7 protein-coding genes are annotated in these 20,102 nt (G+C 60.3%); 4 read left to right on the forward strand and 3 right to left on the reverse strand.

Annotated features, from left to right (window positions below; all coding sequences use genetic code 11):
- Window positions 1–16 precede the first annotated feature (16 nt).
- From AB4N44_RS20155 to AB4N44_RS20165, 3 genes are all read right to left on the reverse strand, one after another.
- On the reverse strand, window positions 17–4,726 hold the full coding sequence (locus AB4N44_RS20155) for an NEL-type E3 ubiquitin ligase domain-containing protein (protein WP_460107847.1): 4,710 nt from the start codon (window positions 4,724–4,726) through the stop codon (window positions 17–19).
- Between the two features lie 16 nt (window positions 4,727–4,742).
- Window positions 4,743–7,343, reverse strand: coding sequence for a hypothetical protein (locus AB4N44_RS20160; RefSeq protein ID WP_460107844.1), 2,601 nt, complete (start codon window positions 7,341–7,343; stop codon window positions 4,743–4,745).
- Window positions 7,344–7,446: 103 nt separating this feature from the next.
- On the reverse strand, window positions 7,447–10,014 hold the full coding sequence (locus tag AB4N44_RS20165) for a hypothetical protein (RefSeq protein ID WP_460107842.1): 2,568 nt from the start codon (window positions 10,012–10,014) through the stop codon (window positions 7,447–7,449).
- A 208-nt stretch (window positions 10,015–10,222) separates the two neighbouring features.
- Here AB4N44_RS20165 and AB4N44_RS20170 point away from each other — a divergent pair, with 208 nt between their 5' ends.
- The 4 genes from AB4N44_RS20170 (at window position 10,223) to AB4N44_RS20185 (ending at window position 19,911) form a co-directional block, all read left to right on the forward strand.
- Window positions 10,223–12,535, forward strand: coding sequence for a YgiQ family radical SAM protein (locus tag AB4N44_RS20170; protein WP_007915855.1), 2,313 nt, complete (start codon window positions 10,223–10,225; stop codon window positions 12,533–12,535).
- A gap of 635 nt (window positions 12,536–13,170) precedes the next feature.
- A complete protein-coding gene (locus AB4N44_RS20175) occupies window positions 13,171–16,446 on the forward strand; it encodes a transglutaminase family protein (protein WP_460107838.1) in 3,276 nt (1,091 codons plus the stop codon).
- 88 nt (window positions 16,447–16,534) lie between these two features.
- The gene (locus AB4N44_RS20180) at window positions 16,535–19,021 is read left to right on the forward strand and encodes a circularly permuted type 2 ATP-grasp protein (RefSeq protein WP_150750076.1); all 2,487 of its coding nucleotides are present in this window, start codon (window positions 16,535–16,537) and stop codon (window positions 19,019–19,021) included.
- Entirely contained in the window at window positions 19,021–19,911 is an 891-nt protein-coding gene (locus AB4N44_RS20185; protein ID WP_150750075.1) for a transglutaminase family protein, read from the forward strand. The genes AB4N44_RS20180 and AB4N44_RS20185 overlap by 1 nt, the downstream gene beginning before the upstream one ends.
- The last annotated feature ends 191 nt before the right edge of the window (window positions 19,912–20,102 follow it).

Below are 20,102 nucleotides of genomic sequence, written 5' to 3' on the forward strand. Positions count from 1 at the left end.
CACTCACCTCATTCAGTTACAAACGGGTGCCAGCGGCGTTTTCATCACTGCCGCTGGCCGTGTATTGCGCCAGTTCCTCGCGGCTCAGTTTGTCGATCAGGGCCGCCTCTTCAATCATCCACTCAGCCTGCATCGCTTTCGATTGGGCGTCGTAATCGGCGAACGACAATTCTTTTGCCTCATATGACGCGTCGAGAGCCGCCTGCCGGTCCTGAAACGGCTGACGCTGAGTTTCGAAGGTTTCCTGATATTTATGGGTCAGGTATTTTTGCCAGAACTCCCTCGACACCAATGCCTGAAACTCCTCGACTGAATTATCCCGCGCAATGACCGTTTGATAAGCGTTTTCCAATTGCGTTTTGGAGACGCCGGCGAGATGCGAGAAACCCATTTTTTCCGGTTGCCCAGGCAACTGCAGGCGGTCTTTCAGGCCGTGGCGATAGAACAGCCTGATTTCGATTTCTTCCGGCACATGTGGCGGTGGCAGGTTCGCGGCCTCATGGGACGTTCTGGCCGCGGCAATTGCTGCTTCGCGTTGCGCGATGTCCGCCGAGGCGACTTTGTCGACCTCGTGCAAGCGGAACAAGGCCCTGGACAGCTTGAACAGTTCAGGCCCCTGAGTCTTGTCGCTGGCTCGGGCTACAGCGTTGTGCATCATTGATATGACTTCGAGGTTGGTAAAGGTAAACGCCGCCCGATCACAGCAGGCCGCTTCGCCTGCGCGATCGAACACGTCGTTGCGCAAGCGTTCGGACTGCGGCGTGTTTTCGGTGATGCTGTCGATCAGTCTCCAGACTCGTCCCTGAAGTTCGTGGTGACCGGTGGAGGTGTCCAGCAGGCGTTCCAGCGTGTTGAACAAACCGTCCGAGCGCGGTTGGTCGCGCAGGGTTTGCCATTGACGCCTGCGATCAGCCACTTGATTGTCGGAGAATCCCGCTGTCCAGCGCTTCATCGGATCATTCCTGATCCAGCGCAAGGGCGCAGGACGTACGATGGCTGTACTGATGATGTTCCTTGCGCCTGTCAGCGGTGTTCCGGCTGCTCTCAGGCGATTTTGGTATTGAAACAGGCGGGCGTCTGTCGCGTCCGACAGTGGATTGTTCGAAATGTCGGTGATGTTGTTGATGCGCACGGTGTTGGCCAATTGATCATTCGGCGGCGCGATGACGGCGTCGGGAATTTCCGTGATGCGGTTACTGTTCAGTTCGATGGTATCCAGCCGCGGCTGATGGATGAGGCCAGAGGGAAAGGTGTCGATCCCTGTGTGGGCCAGACTGACAGACCGCAGGTCGACGATCTGGCTCATATCCGGGGCGATGCCCAGTTGCCGGTTTCCCTGCAGCTCCAATGCTCGCAAAGTGGTGCGGCTTGCGAGAACGCGGGCAGTGTCGGCGGTGAGGGTGATGTGATTTCTTTCCAGAGACAGTCGCGTCAGGCCATGCATTTCGCCAATGGCCGGGGGGAGTTCGCGCAGTTGATTTTGTCCCAGATCCAGCCAGCGTATGTGGCGAAAGCGCGTCAGGAAACCCTCCGGAGAAGTGCTCAGGTGCATATTGACGAGTTTGAGTGAGCCGACGTGAGTGAAGTCGACGTCTATGTCCGGCAGGCTTGGCAGCCGCAGATTGCTGAGATCGAGTTCCAGGCCGATGGGAGTACCGTCATGGGCGTGAGCTTGCGGCCCCTCTCTTCTCCAGCAACTGATGATCTTGTTGCTGGCCGTGACCCGATCAGCCCGGGTCTGCGCATTGAGCGCCAGCTGGTCGGCGCGAATATACCCGCCCAGATTGCCCCCTCCGGAAAAAACCCAATCGTCGAGCTGGCGTTTCAGTACTTTGAATTCTCGTTCGAGACTGCGCACCTTGATAACTACGGTGTCCGCGTCGAGGCTCCACAGGTATTCCCTGCACTGCTTCATGTTCTTGCCTGGAAACAGCCGTTGGTAACGCCGGGCAACGGAGTTGTCGCTATCGAAGTTGGTGTGAGTCAGCAGCTCGGGAGCGACTGTGCTGACGCGCCGCCAAAAGTCATCAAACTTCTTCCCGTAACCGGCTGCAAAGCGGTTGCCATTGAGTTGGGTCGCGGCGTTGACCCGGGCGATCGCCAACAGTTGCTCCGCGGGTGGATCAAGGAAGGTCGGCGGTACTTCCTTCAAGCGATTGTTGCTTAGATCCACAATGATCAGATCGGGCTTGTCCTGCAATCCGCTCGGCCACTGCTCGATGCCTGTGTTATTGAGCAGCACCTGCCTCAGCCTGGACATACCGCTGAAATCCGGCGTCGAACCGAGGGCCGGATTGTTGCCCAGGTTGATCGCCTCGAGCTGGCTCAGGGTACTGAATATCGCCGCGCTGTCCTTCGTCAATTGCAGACGATTATTGACCAGATCCAGGTTGACCAGGTTATGCATGGCAGAGATGGGGGCGGGCAGAGCTTCAAGCCCGCAATGATTGATCACCAAGCGTTCCAGATTGGGGAAAGCGGACAGGAAAATGTCGGCGTCGCCCGACCAGGCAGCGGTGTTGATAAACAGCGATTTGACATGACTGAAGTCGGCATTGAGCGGCGGCAGTGGCGCTTTGTTCAACGACAGCCTCAGCGTGTGCGTTGAATCCAGCCAACAGGCTCTGGTGATATCCGCGACACGGCGCGCCTGGATTCTGGCCGGTGTGTCTGCGCCTGACGAGTCGGCCTTGCTGCCGTTGACGTAGCTGTCAAGCTGAGCCTCCAGCGAGTCCAGCGCTGCGACTCGTCGTGCCAGTTGCGCTTTGCCGTCTTCATCCAGAGCGAGGAGAAACGCGCGCAACTGCTTTGGGTCTTTATTGGGGTAGACCCGCTGCGCGCTGGCTGTCTCGGGCATGTCGCTGGGGAGTCTGAATGCATCGGCGGCGGCGTTGTTGCCCAGCTCCGGTTGATCGGTTGCCACGCGTTGCCAAAACCCTTCAAGTTTTGTCCAGTAGCCGGGCGGGAACGGATTGCCCTCCAACAGTGTGACGATATTGATTCGGGCGAGCGCTTCGAACTGATCGGCGGGCGGATTGAGGTTCGCCTCTGGGACCGCGGTCAGACGGTTGTTGCGCAAGTCCAGATGCGTCAGCCGGGTCTGGCTGAGCAGACCTGCTGGCCACTGATCCAATTGTGCGTTGCTCAGTTTCAGCGTCTTGAGGTTTGGCATCCCGGAGAAATCAGGTGATTTACCCAATGGGTTACCTGACAGGTCGAGGTGCTTGAGATTGCCCAGCGAGCTCAGTTCTGCCGCTGCTCGTTCATCAAGGGCGATACGGTTCGTACTCAGGTCCAGGCTGTGCAGGTTGGGCATCTGTGCAATGGCTGTCGGCACGGCACTTAGGGTTGATCCGCTGATATGCAGACCTTCCAGACCGGAGAAGTTGCCGAGCAATGTACTGGCGGAGTCTGACCAGGCGACCGATTGCAATGTCAGGTGCCGAACATGGCTGAAATCCGCTTTCAGCGCCGGCAGTGGGCCGTTCCCGGCTTCGAGCCAGAGAATGTCGCCGCTCTGATGACGCCAGCAGCGCTTGAGACTTTGGGCGACCTGCTGCGCGTGGCTGGGCGAAACACTGGGGGGCGACGCGCTGACGGATTGCCGCAGCCAGGCATCCAGTTCGATCTTGAGGGATTTGTAGGCGTTTTCGCGATGGCTCAAACCGCCGGTGACGTCATCTCCCAAGGACTCGATAAAGCGGCCGAGTTCTTCATCGGTGTGGTCCGGAAACAGTTTTTTTGCGCGCGATTGCGGACTGCGTAACCGGTTGAGCGCCTTAGACAGCCAGTCCCGTATTCCGGGGCCGGCAGAAGCATCTGTGCTATCGCTGCGCTTCATTCCTCCGGCCCCGGCCACGGTGGTCCCCACCCAGCCTTGTATGGCGTCGAAAACGATCGGTTCCGACCGGCCCGGGCGAGTCGCGACATACACGTTGGCGCTGTCGCTGGCGACGGGGTCGTCGCTGCGTACGATGCGCATCACGTTGGCCAGTGGGGTCGAGGCGTCCGGGTCGTGTAGAACCTGATAGGCATGGTTGTCGATCAACGCATACAGTTTGCCGTCGAGGCGATGGAGCCCATCGCTGTCGGGGTCTAAGTGGTTGAAAGCGAGCGGTGTGCGAAACGGTGCCAGACGGGTATCGCTCAGGGGAAAGGTGATCGGTTCGAAGTCGTCCAGCCTGTGCCACCGCCCACTGTCTGGATCGCGCAGCAGAGCGGGGCCGGAAGGCTTCGATTCGCTGGACAGCCTCGCCCGGAACAGACCGCTGTCGGCATCCTTGGCGACCTGCACGGTCCCGACATCGACCACGTCGACATAGGGGCGTCCTTTGTAGATCCTGAAACCCTCGGCATTGGCCGCCGGCAAGCCAACAGGTGCCATGACCCGGTAGTGCTCCAGCGGCGGATCGACAGGGCGCGCCGTTTCGGCGGGTGACGGGGAAGGGTGAACAGTGACCGTGGGCACCGGCGTAATCGCATCGAGGTCAGCGTCGTCCGTCGGCCGGAAGGTGCGTGGCGGCGGACCGATCTCGCTGAAGGTTTCAAAGCCCGGACGCACTGTCGTATCGGCGCGCGCAGGGGGCACGTCTGGCGAGGGTGTGGGTCGAACGTGTGTGTCGTTGGAGGGGGTGCCTTTGCCCGGCAATTTGATTGGCATTTCGTACTTTCCTTGTAGTCGCCAGCAACTCTCGCAGACCGGAGTTGCTGGCGTATTCGGCGTCATTGCCTGATTGGAGGTGTTAGCCGATCGTCGCTGTCGCGTCGCTGGCCAGAGCAAAAATCTTCCGTGCGGTCTTGCCATCGAAGGTCTGGCGCCAGATCGCGACATGCGGCAGGCCGGCCTGTTCGTCGCGGCGCTGGGACTCGATGCCGCGCCTGCTCTGTTCGAGGGTTTTCAGATGGCTTCCCCTGATGGTGAAATTCAGCGGCTCGCTGTCGTGTTTGTCGTAGTGAAAGTGCGCTTCCCATAACGGCGCATTGTCGGCGTGATCCCGGATCGAATAGACGTCGAGAAACGACTTGTCCCGGCCTTTGCCCAGCTGTTTGCGATCAACCGTTTTGACGGCACTCAGCTCAGCGTGATCGATCAGATAATTCAGCCGCAAAATGTCCAGCACGTCCTTGTTCTTGTACATGCGCACCAGCACGCTTTGGCCGTGTGCGGACAATGTGTCTGCGGCCGTTTGCAGGCGTTCGGTCAAGTTCTGGATCTCGGCATCCCCGGCCGCGTTTTCGAGGTTTTGCAGGCGGCGTGCCTGCTCGTTGAGCGGGTCGATGGCTTTTTCCAGGTCTTCAAGAATTTCCGTCGGATTGTCTTTGGCGGTTTCTCTGGCCCGCGCTTCGGCACTGTGCTTTTCAACATCAACCAATAAACGATTGGCCTCGGCGATCAGTTCCGGTCGCGGAGTGCTGACAATGGGCGGACGAACAGGCAGCCATTCACCGTGCCTTTTCTCGTATCGCTCGGCCGGGCCATTTGGTTTGAGCGGGTTGGAGACTTTGATGATGGTGCTGCCATCCGTGGCGGTTTCCGTCTCGCCGACGAGGATTCTCGAAGTGCCGTGCCGGCGGGTGCTGAACACTTTTCTCGGCGCTGCCGGGCGGGCTGTCGCGCTGTCGCCTGGTTGTTGTGGAAGGAAGTTGAAGTCGATGTCATGATCCCGGCTGGGGAGCTCGGCATTGCGATCAAACGTAGCCAGGAGTTCGTTCAGTCGTGTTTCGATTCTGCTCTCGATGGGGTCCGTCAGAGCGAGGATTTCTCTGGCGTACTCGGCTTTGACATGGTCTGCCGACAACCAGGCTTCAAAGCGGCCTCTGTCTCCTCGCAGGTGATCAAGGGTCAGCATCAACGCCAGCGGTTGCGTGCCTGCCGGTATGTTTTCCAGGTCGCCGGAGAACAGATCGATGGAGGAGAGCGAAGGCATGGTCGCGTTTGGCGAGTGGTCCGGCGTGCCCGCAAACAGGTGTACGTACAGACTCAACTTGTTGAAGTTGACACGCTCGGCCGTGGGCACTTCCTGGCTGAGTTCTTCAAGTCTGGGGGCCGCCCCGGGGGACGCTTTTCTGATCTGCCCCATCACCGCATCCCGATCCTCCAGAAGCTTCAGTTTCTTGTTCAGGTGAGTGATCATCTTCTTGCAGGTTTCGGCGTTCAGCGTCTCGAACATCGGCGAGACCCGCAAATCCATCAGCGCCATGAGCCGGTTCAGGTAACTCACTCGATCAAGCCGAAAGGTGTGCAGTTCCTCCTTGAATGCCCCGCCGGCCTTTAGATGAACCATCCAGTCCTTGTTGTCGACGAGTGACTGGACGAAGTCCGTCTGCTTTTTGATGTGCTTGAGCAAATGGACTTCAATGGCGATCAAGGCTGCCGTCTGCGCTGAGCTGGCAGTGGGCAAAGCGCGTGCCTGACTGTAGAGGCTGTTATACCGGGCAGCTGACTCGACAAGTTCCTTGTGAACTGCAGCGAAGGGTGCATAGCGCTGCAACAGAATCGCCAGGTTTGCTTGAACCCTGTCCCCACGACGCATGCCCCCCATCAATCCAGTGGCAACAAATGCCCAGCTGTTTTGCGCGTCACGCGTGATGGCTCGTGATTCGCCGCTACGGCTGGCGTGATAGATATTTTCGCTGTCATTTGCCACGGGGTCTTTGGCGTTGACGATGCGCCATACCTTCTGCACTGGCGTAGATGCATCCGTATCGAGCATGACCTGATACGCATGGCCGTGGATAACCGTGTAGCGTTTGCCATCGTGTCGAAACAAGCCGTCGCTGTCGAGTGCGCTCGTGCTGAAATCCAGATCCGAGCGAAAGGCTTGCAGGTCGGGATCGGTCAGCGGCACGGTAGTAATTTGGCGATCATCGACGGCATGCCAAAGTCCGCTGTCGGCGTGGCGTAGCAGCATCGGGCCGGAAGGCAGCCGCTCGCTGGCCAGTCTGGCCCGATACAGGCCCGTGTCAGCGTCCACTGCGACCAGCACGATGCCGCCATCGACCATGTCGACATAGCGGCGGCCCTTGTGCGTCCTGAATCCGCTGGCGTCGACAGCAGGCAACGATGCCGACGCAGCCATTCGATAATGTTCGATCGGCTGCTGCGCGGGTACCTGGTTTTCAGCGTGAGGCGTTGCCGGTTGAATCTTGATGGGCGGGGCCGGGCTGATGGTGTCCGGGTCGTTATCCGAGCCTGTTTTACCCGGCCGCGCCGGCTCTGCGCCCCGGCTTGAGCCGACGCTGATCGTGCTGTCGAGGTGCGGCGTCGGCGTCTCCGGTGTTTGATTCGGACGCGTATGGACGTCGACCGAAACGGTGCCTTTGACGGGCGTTTTTGTAGCCATGGTTATCATCCTTGAATGGTTGTCCCCGGGTGTTGGCCCAGAGACAGGCGTCGTTGGGCTTCCTGCCTTCGGACAAGTTTGCTTGTTCAGTCGCGCTCCTGGTTCAGGTGGCCAGTTCGAAGATTCTCTGAGCGGTTCTGCTGTCGATATCCTCACGCCAGATTTTCACGTGCGTGCGTCCGGCCTGTTCGTCCCTGCGCTGGGACGACGTGCCAAGCCTGTTTTGCTGGCGAGTCTTGAGGTGACCGCGCTTTGCCTGAAAGTCCGCTAAAGGGCTGTCCTTCTGTGCGTAGTGGAAGTGCGCGTACCACAGCACCGTGCCGGACTGACTGTCGTTCAGCGTGTAGACGTCGAGAAATTCCTTTTTGTTGCCCTTGCCCAGCGGTATCCGGCTCTGCGTGCGAGTGGCGCTCAGATGCCCGTGGCGGATCAGATACGCCACGCGGTCGTTGCTCAGGTAGTCGGGGTCTTTGTAGAGCCGCACACGAATGTTTTCACCCTCCTGGAGCAGGCGCTGACTGTCGTGGTGCAGGCGTTGCACCAGCGCGGAGATGTCACTGGCGGCGGGATTTGGCGCTTGTTCGATTTGCCGGGCGAGATCGTCCAGTTCGTCGGCCCGGCCAGTCAGAAATTCGACGATACCGCTGGCGTTGCGTTTGGCCTTCTCATCGCGCCATGCGCTATTCAAATGCGCTTCGGATTGTTCCAGGTGCTGCCGCGCCTGAGCAGTCAGCGTCGACAGGTTTCTTTCTTGCCTGGCCATCTGCCGACGCCATTCGCCCTCCCGGCGTTCGTAGGTTTGCAGGACCTCTGTCGGGTCATGCGGGTTCATCACATCGATCAAGTCTTCACCCGCCGCCGTACGACGTGGCCGTCCGACCCGGATCTTGTAGATCCCGTGGTGCTTGCTGCGGAACATTTTTCTCGGTGCCGCCGCTTGCGGGCTCTGGCCCTGTGCCGGGATGAAATCGAAATCGATCGGTTGTTCGTGGGGTGGCAGCGCGGGAGTGGTTTCCTGCTCCTGATGGTAGCGATCCAGATGCTGTTCCAGCGTGTGCTCGAAATGTTCTATGGCTTCGATGATTTCACTGCGTGAGCTGGCGTGTTGCAGGCCGGGGGGCAGTGGCAGATTTTCGTACGAGGCTTTGACGGCCGACGTCTGATCCAGCAAGTCACTGAGCACTGAAATTCGCGCATGCTGGGGAATTTCCTTGAGCGCACGAAAGGCAAAGGTCACTTCACCGAAACAGAACGCAAGGTATCTGGCACTGGCATTGCTGATATCGACAGACGCATCCGCATCGACAAACAGGCGGCTTTTGGCGTAGATCCAGAAGGCAACATTTTCGTGCAGATCGATCGGATCGTAGACCGTGCCTTGCAAGTCCTCGGGTGACAGGCGCCACTTGTGCAAGAGTTCATCGGCGATTTCCTGACGCTTTTTGAGGATCTCCAGTTTGTTCGACAAATGGGCTGCCACGGCCGCATGGTCGGCAACCGGGCCGCCGAAAATCGGCCCGTCCAGCAACTTTCGCGAATCGCTGGCGATCATCAGCTGGTTGTAGGTCAGCATGCGCCCCTTTTGCAGCACGATGATCTTTTCCCGGTAAGCGACACGCCCCAGGATCGAGACGATGCGTTCCTTTTCGTCGGTGTGCAGGTCGAGGGTTTTTTCCAGTAGCGCCAGCTCCCGCCGATGATGTTCTTCGAGGCGCTCCAAATGGGCGCGCTCACCTTCTTTGCCCTTCAACGCTTGCCAGTGGTGGTGCAACTGCTCTCCCGTGGTCATGGCCTGATTGAATTGCAGTTCCAGCGTCTGTAACTCGAACGTCAGGTCAGCCGCGCGCAGGGCATCGGCCTGATTCGCTCGTCGACGCATGCCTGCAGTGCCGCCCACCAGCGTCCCCACCCAGCCGCGCTGCTCATCAAAGACAATCGGCTCGGATCTTCCCGCGCGTGTGCCGACGTAAACGTTGGCAGGGTCGGCAGCCACGGGGTCTTCGGGGCGAACGATGCGCATGACCGGCAATGCTGGCGAGGAGGCGTCAAGGTCATGCAGCGCCTGGTAACTCTGATCGCCGATCACTGCGTAGAGTTTGCCGCCGTAACGATACAGTCGGTCCCGGCCGACCTGGACGCCGGTAAAGTCCAGATCGGTCGCAAAATCTTGCAGACGCGTGTCGGACAAGGGGAAGGTGATGCTTTTGCCGTCCTCCAGCGGATGCCAGAGCCCGCTCTCGCGGTCACGCATCAGCAGCGGCCCGGCAGGCGTCAGCTCGCTCGCCAGCCGGGCCCGGTAGAGACCCGATGGCGTATCCGTGACGACCTGCACAATGCCGCCGTTCGGTACATCCACGTAACGACGGCCCTTGAAGGTTCTGACGCCGTGCACATCGGGCGCCGGCAGGGACGCGGGCGCACTGATCCGGTACTGTTCAAGCGAAGGTTCCCGGGCTGACGGACGGATGGACGGAGCCGATGGGGTGATCCTGATCGACGGTGCCGGCCGGATCGCTTCCAGATCGGCGCCTGTCGTGAGGGGGCCCGGCACGCGTACCGTGCCGGCCGCCAGGGGAATCGTCGGATGCGGCACGTGGCCGCCCCTCGGGCTGCCGGGGCGTGGATGAACATCAACGGTGGTAGTGCCCCTGATGGGCGATTTCGGTGACATTTCTTCATCCTTGAAGGGTTGTCACATCAGCCGGCACAGGTGCCTGACTGATGAATGTTGGGTTAGAACGATGTTTTTCTGCCTGTTACGTGTTGTCGGGCATGCGCGACGCCGGTTGTAAGAGAAACCGACCATTGCCGTCGGAATTGGTCAAAATTTGTGCTATATTCCGCGCCCGCGATTTTTCACTTCAACACCGGTCGTCGACATGCAAGCAGCCAAGCCGTTATTTGACTATCCAAAATATTGGGCCGAATGTTTCGGGCCAGCGCCATTCCTGCCGATGAGCAGGGAGGAGATGGATCAGCTTGGCTGGGATTCGTGCGACATCATCATTGTTACCGGTGATGCCTACGTCGATCACCCGTCGTTCGGCATGGCGATCATCGGCCGGCTGCTGGAGTCGCAAGGCTTCCGCGTCGGGATCATCGCGCAGCCGAACTGGCAGTCCAAAGACGACTTCATGAAGCTCGGCGAGCCGAACCTGTTCTTCGGCGTTGCAGCGGGCAACATGGACTCGATGATCAACCGCTACACCGCGGACAAGAAAATCCGTTCCGACGACGCCTACACGCCGGGCGGCATGGCCGGCAAGCGTCCGGATCGCGCGAGCCTGGTCTACAGCCAGCGCTGCAAGGAAGCGTACAAGCACGTGCCGATCGTCCTTGGCGGCATCGAAGCTTCCCTGCGCCGCATCGCCCACTACGATTACTGGCAGGATCGTGTGCGTAACTCGATCCTGATCGACGCCAGCGCCGACATCCTGCTGTACGGCAACGCCGAACGCGCCATTGTCGAAGTCGCCCAGCGTCTGTCCTACGGTCACAAGATCGAAGACATCACCGACGTGCGCGGCACCGCGTTCATTCGTCGCGATACGCCGAAAGACTGGTACGAAGTGGACTCCACGCGCATCGATCGTCCGGGCAAGGTCGACAAGATCATCAACCCGTACGTGAACACCCAGGACACCCAGGCCTGCGCCATCGAGCAGGAAAAGGGACCGGTTGAAGATCCGCAGGAAGCCAAGGTCGTACAGATCCTGGCCAGCCCGCGCATGACCCGCGACAAGACCGTGATTCGTCTGCCATCGGTTGAAAAGGTCCGTGGCGACGCCGTTCTGTATGCCCACGCCAACCGCGTGCTGCACCTGGAAACCAACCCGGGCAACGCCCGTGCGCTGGTGCAGAAGCATGGCGAAGTCGACGTCTGGTTCAACCCGCCGCCGATTCCGATGACCACTGAAGAAATGGACTACGTGTTCGGCATGCCTTACGCGCGCGTTCCGCACCCGGCGTATGGCAAGGAGAAGATCCCGGCCTACGACATGATCCGTTTCTCGGTGAACATCATGCGTGGCTGCTTCGGTGGCTGCACCTTCTGCTCGATCACCGAGCACGAAGGCCGGATCATCCAGAACCGTTCCGAAGAGTCGATCATTCGCGAAATCGAAGAGATCCGCGACAAGGTGCCGGGCTTCACCGGCGTCATTTCCGACCTCGGCGGCCCGACTGCGAACATGTACCGCATCGCCTGCAAAACACCGGAAATCGAATCGGCGTGCCGCAAGCCGTCCTGCGTGTTCCCGGGCATCTGCCCGAACCTGAATACCGACCACTCGTCGCTGATTCAGCTGTACCGCAGCGCCCGTGCGTTGCCGGGTGTGAAGAAGATTCTGATCGCCTCCGGCCTGCGTTACGACCTCGCGGTCGAATCGCCGGAGTACGTCAAAGAGCTGGTGACCCACCACGTCGGTGGTTACCTGAAGATCGCCCCGGAACATACCGAGGAAGGTCCGCTCAACCAGATGATGAAACCGGGCATTGGCAGCTATGACAAGTTCAAGCGCATGTTCGAGAAGTACACCAAGGAAGCGGGCAAGGAGCAGTACCTGATTCCGTACTTCATCGCCGCCCACCCGGGCACCACCGACGAAGACATGATGAACCTCGCGCTGTGGCTCAAGGGCAACGGCTTCCGCGCCGACCAGGTGCAGGCGTTCTACCCGTCGCCGATGGCCACCGCCACCGCGATGTACCACTCGGGCAAGAACCCGCTGCGCAAGGTCACTTACAAGAGTGATGGCGTGACTATCGTCAAGAGCGAAGAGCAGCGTCGTCTGCACAAGGCGTTCTTGCGTTATCACGACCCGAAGGGCTGGCCGATGCTGCGTGAAGCGCTGATCCGCATGGGCCGTGGTGACCTGATCGGTTCGGGCAAGGATCAGTTGATCCCGACGCACCAGCCGGCTACCGACAGCTACCAGAGCGCCCGTCGCAAGAACTCGACGCCGGCCGGCAGCCATAAAGTGGCGAAGGAAGGCAAAGAGAAGACCACCAAGATCCTCACTCAGCACACCGGCCTGCCGCCGCGTGCCAGTGATGGTGGTAATCCGTGGGACAAGCGTGAGCAGGCCAAGGCCGCGGCGTTTGCCCGCAACCAGCAGGCGGCGAAAGAGCGCAAGGACGCCGCGAAAGGCAAAGGGCCGAAGCCGACACGCAAGCCGGTGGTACCGCGCTAAACATCGCTTGAGCTGAACAGAACGCCAACCTTCGGGTTGGCGTTTTGCATTGCAGGGGCTGGATATTGGGTTGTCCGCAAGATCCATCCCCCTCACCCCAACCCTCTCCCCCATGGGGGGCGATGGGGAAGGGAGCAGATCTCCATGCTTCTCAAAATCCGAGTTCGACTCAGGACTTTCACGTCGGCGTATCTCCAACAGCCACCCCGGTCAGTCCCCTTTTCCCCAGCGGACGAGGGGGAAGGGAGCAGATCTCCATGCTTCTCAAAATCCGAGTTCGACTCAGGACTTTCACGTCGGCGTATCTCCAAGATCCAACGCGGTCTGTCCCCTCTTTCCCAGCGGATGAGTGGGAAGGGAGCAGATCTCCATGCCTCTCAAAATCCGAGTTCGACTCAGGACTTTCACGTCGGCGTATCTCCAACATCCAACGCGGTCAGTCCCCTCTCCCTCCGGGAGAGGGCTAGGGTGAGGGGCTCTTCGCAACATTTACGTGCAATGAGCCCAAACCATTTCCCCGCATCGCCCGATTTTGGTGCTGTACTGCCCTAAGCATTCCGGGAAAGCGCCCAAGCCTGTGCATGGCATAAGTCTTGCGCGCTTTCGAATACGCTTAGGCTCGCAGGAGGCACGCCGTGTCGATTCATGTCGCATTGCATCACGTCACGCATTACCGCTACGACCGCGCTGTCGAACTCGGCCCGCAGATCGTTCGCCTGCGCCCGGCCGCCCACAGCCGCACGCGGATTCTGTCGTATGCGCTGAAAGTCTCGCCCGAGCAGCATTTCATCAACTGGCAGCAGGATCCGCAGGGCAACTACCTCGCCCGACTGGTGTTCCCCGAGAAAACCAATGAATTGCGCATCGAGGTCGATCTGCTCGCCGAAATGGCGGTGTTCAATCCGTTCGACTTCTTCCTCGAACCCTACGCCGAGAAAATCCCCTTCGCCTACGCGGTCGATGAGCGCAAGGAGCTGGCGCCGTATCTCGAAACCCTGCCGCTGACGCCGAAATTCAAAGCCTATCTGGACGCCATCGACCGTACGCCATTACCAGCGGTGGATTTTCTCGTGGCGCTCAACCAGCGTCTGAGCGAAGACATCGGTTATCTGATCCGCATGGAGCCGGGCGTACAGACACCGGAACACACCCTCGAACATGCCTCCGGTTCCTGCCGGGATTCGGCATGGTTGCTGGTGCAATTGCTGCGCAACCTCGGCTTGGCCGCACGATTCGTCTCCGGCTACCTGATTCAACTGACCGCCGATGTGAAAAGCCTCGATGGCCCGTCCGGCACCGAAGTGGATTTCACCGACCTGCACGCCTGGTGCGAAGTGTATTTGCCGGGTGCCGGCTGGATCGGTCTGGATGCGACGTCAGGGCTGTTTGCCGGTGAAGGGCATATCCCGCTGGCCTGTAGTCCCGATCCATCTTCAGCGGCGCCGATCAGTGGCTTGGTCGAGCCTTGCGCGTGTGAGTTCAGCCACGAAATGTCGGTCGAACGGATCTGGGAGGCGCCGCGCGTCACCAAGCCCTACACCGATGAGCAATGGCTGGCGATTCAGGCGCTCGGCCGGCAGATCGATGCCGACCTGCTGGCGGATGACGTACGCCTGACCATGGGCGGCGAGCCGACTTTCGTCTCCATCGATGATCCGGACGGCGCCGAGTGGAATACCGCCGCGTTGGGCGCGGATAAACGCCGGCTCTCCGCCGAACTGTTCCAGCGCATGCGCAAGCATTACGCGCCGAAAGGTCTGGTGCATTTTGGTCAGGGCAAGTGGTATCCCGGCGAGCAACTGCCGCGCTGGTCGCTCAATTGCTATTGGCGCCGCGACGGCGTGCCGATCTGGCACAACGACGCTTTGATCGCCGATGAGCAGCAGGATTACGGCGCCAATGGCGAATTGGCCGGGCGCTTTCTGGCCAGCGTCGCTGAACGCCTGAAGTTACCTACGCGTTTTGTCTTCCCGGCCTACGAAGACAATTTCTATTACCTATGGCGCGAGGGCACGTTGCCGAGCAATGTCAGCGCCGAAGATTCGCGTCTGGAAGAGCCGCTTGAGCGCGCACGCCTGCGCAAGGTCTTCAGTCAAGGCCTGAACAAAGTCATTGGCCAGGTGTTGCCGCTGGCGCGCACCGCCAAGGGCGACCAATGGCAGAGCGGGCGCTGGTATCTGCGTGATGAGCACTGCCGTTTGGTGCCGGGAGATTCGCCGCTGGGCTATCGCTTGCCGCTGGGTTCGCAGCCTTGGGTGAAAGCCGCCGAGTATCCGTTTATCCATCCACAGGATCCGAATCAGGATTTCCCCGAGCTGCCGGATGCCGCGCAGCTCAACCGTCACAGCGAACCCGCGACGGTTGATGAACGCGTGCCGAAAATCGACGAATCTGCCGATTGGCTGACCCGCACTGCGTTCTGCGCTGAGGCCCGAGAAGGGCGTTTGTACTTGTTCATGCCGCCGCTGGAGCGGGTCGAGGATTATCTGGAACTGGTGGCCGCCATCGAAGCCACCGCCGAAGAGCTGCATTGCCCGGTGTTGCTGGAAGGCTACGAGCCGCCGAGCGATCCACGTCTGAGCAATTTCCGCATCACCCCGGATCCCGGTGTGATCGAGGTCAATGTGCAACCGTCGGCGACCTGGGACGAATTGGTCGAGCGCACCGAGTTTCTCTATGAAGAGGCGCGCCAGACCCGCCTGACCACCGAGAAATTCATGATCGATGGTCGCCACACCGGCACCGGTGGCGGTAACCACTTTGTTCTCGGCGGTGCGACGCCGGCAGATTCACCGTTCCTGCGTCGCCCCGATCTGTTGCGCAGCCTGATCAGTTACTGGCACAACCATCCGTCGTTGTCGTATCTGTTTTCCGGATTGTTCATTGGCCCGACGTCGCAGGCGCCGCGTGTCGACGAGGCGCGCAATGACGCGCTGTACGAACTGGAAATCGCTTTCGCGCAGATGCCGGAACCGGGCGAGGAATGTGCGCCGTGGCTGGTCGATCGACTGCTGCGCAATTTGCTGATCGACGTCACCGGCAACACTCACCGTGCCGAGTTCTGCATCGACAAACTCTATTCGCCGGACGGCGCCACCGGACGTCTTGGCTTGCTGGAATTGCGCGCCTTTGAAATGCCCCCCCATGCGCGGATGAGTCTGGCCCAGCAGTTGCTGTTGCGGGCGTTGGTCGCACGGTTCTGGCGCGAACCTTATGCGCCGCCGAAACTGGCGCGCTGGGGCACCGAACTGCATGACCGTTTTCTGCTGCCGCACTTTATCGAGCAGGACTTCGCCGACGTCATCGTCGAACTGAACAACGCCGGTTATCCGCTGCGCGCGGAATGGTTTGCGGCGCATATGGAGTTTCGTTTTCCCAAGGTCGGCGATTATGCGGTCAACGGTATCGAACTGGAGTTGCGGCAGGCGCTGGAGCCGTGGCATGTCCTGGGCGAGGAGGGCGCGGCAGGCGGTACGGTGCGTTACGTCGATTCCTCGCTGGAGCGTTTGCAGGTCAAGCTCAAAGGCCTGCCGCCGCAGCGTTATCTGTTGACCTGTAACGGCATCGCAGTGCCGTTGCACCCTACCGGGCGCGTGGGCGAGTTCGTTGCCGGTGTGCGTTATCGCGCGTGGCAACCTTCCAACTGCCTGCAACCGACCATTCCCGTACACGCACCGCTGGTGTTCGACCTCCTCGACACCTGGATGGGCCGTTCGCTGGGCGGTTGTCAGTATCACGTCGCGCATCCCGGCGGGCGCAATTACGAGACGTTGCCGGTCAACGCCAACGAAGCGGAGAGCCGGCGTATGGCGCGGTTCTTCCGCGTCGGACATACGCCGGGGAAACTTCCTGTACCGAATGTAGAAATCAGTGACGAGCTGCCGATGACAATCGATTTGCGACGTTTCTAAGGCCTACGCGACACGCGGATTTTTCGTATATCCGCGCGTCATGTGCCTGCGTTAGTCTGACCGTTCCTTGCTGTCTGCCGAGCTTTCCATGCCTGACCTGCTAGACCGCTACCCGCTTACGGCGGGCACTTATCACGAACTGCTCGACGGCAGTGGCGCGGTGCGCCCGCATTGGCAGCGGCTGTTCGATCAGTTGCAGCGCAGCACGCCGGCACAACTGGTGCAGCGGCAAGCCTTGTTGGCGCGGCAGATTCAGGAAAACGGCGTCACTTATAACGTCTATGCCGACCCGAAAGGCGCGGATCGGCCATGGGAGCTGGATCTGTTGCCGCATGTGATTGCGGCGGATGAATGGCAGCAATTGTCGGCAGGCATCGCTCAGCGCGCGCGACTGCTCAACGCTGTGCTGGCGGATTTGTACGGGCCGCAGCGGTTGATCAGTGAAGGCTTGCTGCCCGCTGAACTGGTCTTCGGTCACAACAATTTTCTCTGGCCCTGCCAAGGCATCGTTCCCCCGGAAAACGCCTTCCTGCATCTTTTTGCGGTGGATCTGGCGCGCACTCCGGATGGGCGTTGGTGGGTGACTGCCGATCGCACACAAGCGCCATCGGGCGCCGGGTATGCCCTGGAAAACCGCACCATTGTGTCGCGCGCCTTTCCCGAGTTGTACCGGGATCTTAAGGTGCAGCATCTGGCCGGTTTCTTCCGCACATTGCAGGAAACCCTCGCGCGACAGGCGCCGTGTGACGATGACGCACCGCTGGTGGTGTTGCTCACGCCGGGTCGTTTCAACGAAAGCTATTTCGAACATCTGTATCTGGCTCGCCAGCTCGGTTACCCGTTGGTCGAGGGCGGTGACCTGACGGTGCGCGACGCCACGGTCTATCTGAAAACCCTCAGTGGCCTGCGTCGGGTACACGCGATCATGCGCCGTCTGGATGATGATTTCTGCGATCCGCTGGAACTGCGCACGGACTCTGCGCTGGGCGTGCCCGGGCTGCTCGAAGCGGTGCGTCAGGGCCGCGTACTGGTCGCCAACGCGCTGGGCAGTGGCGTGCTGGAGTCACCGGGACTGCTCGGGTTTCTGCCTAAGATCAATCAATACCTGTTCGGCGAAGAACTGCTTCTGCCGTCGATCGCGACGTGGTGGTGCGGCGAGGCGCCGGTATTGGCGCAAGCCCTGGAGAAACTTCCCGAGCTGCTGATCAAACCGGCCTTCCCCTCACAAAGCTTCGCACCTGTGTTCGGCCGTGATCTGAGTGAAAAACAGCGTCAGGCGCTTGCCGAGCGCATGCAGGCGCGCCCTTATGCCTATGTTGCGCAAGAATTGGCGCAGCTGTCGCATGCGCCGATCTGGCAGGCGGAAAACGGTCAACTGCAACCACGAGCAATCGGCATGCGCATGTACGCGGTGGCCAGTGGTGATGGTTATCGCGTGCTGCCCGGTGGCCTGACCCGGGTGGCCGCCGATGCCGATGCCGAAGTGGTGTCGATGCAGCGCGGCGGCGCGAGCAAAGACACCTGGGTGTTGGGCGATCGTCCGCCCAGCGGCGAACAGTGGAAGACTCAACGCAACGTCGGCGTCCACGATCTGGTGCGGCGCGACCCGTATCTGCCCTCACGGGTGGTGGAAAACCTGTTCTGGTTCGGCCGTTACTGCGAACGCTGTGATGACAGTGCGCGACTGCTGCGGATCATGCTCGCGCGGTATGTCGATGGCGATGACCCGCAAGCGCTACAGGCGGCGGTCGATCTCGGCGAGCGACTGACGCTGTTACCGGACGAAGGCGAATTGCCGGAGCGCTTGCTCGCAGCACTGCTCGGCGAGGACTGGTCGTTCAGCCTGCGCTCCAATCTGCAACGCTTGCAGTGGGCGGCCTCGCAGGTGCGTGGCAAGCTTTCGCGCGAGAACTGGCAGGCGCTGGTGGAGCTGCAGCGCGAGGCGATGGAACTGGACACCGACGAACCCGACTTCGGCGAGCTGCTGGATTTTCTCAATCGGTTGGTGATGTCGCTGGCAGCGCTGTCCGGTTTTGCCTTGGACGACATGACGCGCGACGAAGGCTGGCGCTTTCTGATGATCGGCCGGCGTATCGAGCGACTGCAGTTTCTCAGCAGCAGCCTCGCGGCGTTTCTGCGTGGCGCCGGTGCTTTCGATCAGGCGGGCCTGGAGTGGTTGCTGGAGTTGGGCAACAGCAGCATCACCTATCGCTCACGTTATCTGGCCGTGGCGCAATTGATTCCGGTGCTCGACCTGTTGCTGCTTGATGAACAAAACCCGCACGCGGTGTTGTTTCAGTTGAAATTGGTGACTCGTACGTTGAAACGTTTGAACGATGATTTCGGTGTGCCACGGGAAACGGGGCTGCCGCAACTGGTCGAGCGTCTGGCACGGTTCGATCTAGGCTGTCTGGAGAATCCATTGTTCGGGGAGTCCAGCGTCCGCGCCGCGCTCACTGGCCTTGCCGATCTGCTACAAGAGATTGCCGAGGCCAGTGGGCAAGTGTCGGATCGTCTGGCCCTGCGCCATTTCGCCCATGTCGATGACGTCAGCCAGCGCACGGTGTCCGTCTGATGAATGCTCGATACCAGATCTTCCACGACACCTGTTACCACTACGACAGCCCGGTGTCCCTGGCGCAGCAACTGGCGCACTTGTGGCCGCGAAAATGCGATTGGCAGCGCTGCACCGAACAGCAATTGCTCATCAGCCCGGACCCGACAGCGCGGCGCGATGAGCTGGATGTATTCGGCAATCCATTGACCCGACTGGCCTTTGAGCGGCCGCATGACGAATTGCAGGTCAATGCACAACTCAGCGTTGAAGTGCTGGCGCGGCCGACGCTGGACTTCAATCAGTCACCCGCCTGGGAGTTGACCCGCGATTCGCTGAGCTACAGCAGCCAGCCGTTGTCCGCTGAGTTGCTCGAAGCCTGTCGCTACCGGTTTCAGTCACCGTACGTGCATCTGAAACGCAGTTTCGTCGAGTTCTCGCAAAGCTGTTTCCCGGCGGGCCGCCCGTTGCTGTTGGGTGTGCAGGACTTGATGCAGAAAATCTTCAGCGAATTCACTTTCGATGCCGAGGCGACTCAGGTGGCGACACCACTGGTGGAGGTGCTGGAGCGGCGACGCGGGGTTTGTCAGGACTTCGCACACTTGATGCTGGCGTGCGTGCGTTCGCGAGGGCTGGCGGCGCGATATATCAGTGGTTACCTGCTGACGCAGCCGCCACCGGGACAACCACGCTTGATCGGCGCCGATGCGTCGCATGCCTGGGTTTCAGTGTTTTGTCCGGTGCTGGGCTGGGTGGACTTTGATCCGACCAACAATGTGCAGCCGGCGCTGGAACACATCACGCTGGCGTGGGGGCGGGATTTTTCCGATGTGTCACCGTTGCGCGGGGTGATACTCGGCGGCGGCAATCATGATCCGGAAGTGCGCGTTACCGTAATGCCACTGGATTAACGCCGATCAAACTGTAGGAGTGAGCCTGCTCGCGATAGCGGTGTGTCAGCGGCAAATATTTCAACTGACACACCGCTATCGCGAGCAGGCTCACTCCTACAAGGAAATTGGGGTGTTTCTGGGAAGGCTGTGAGGGCCGGCGGTGAAACCGCCAGCCCCGTCACAAATCCGCAGGGTCTGATTCGATGATC

The organism is Pseudomonas sp. S3_C06, from assembly GCF_054667675.1.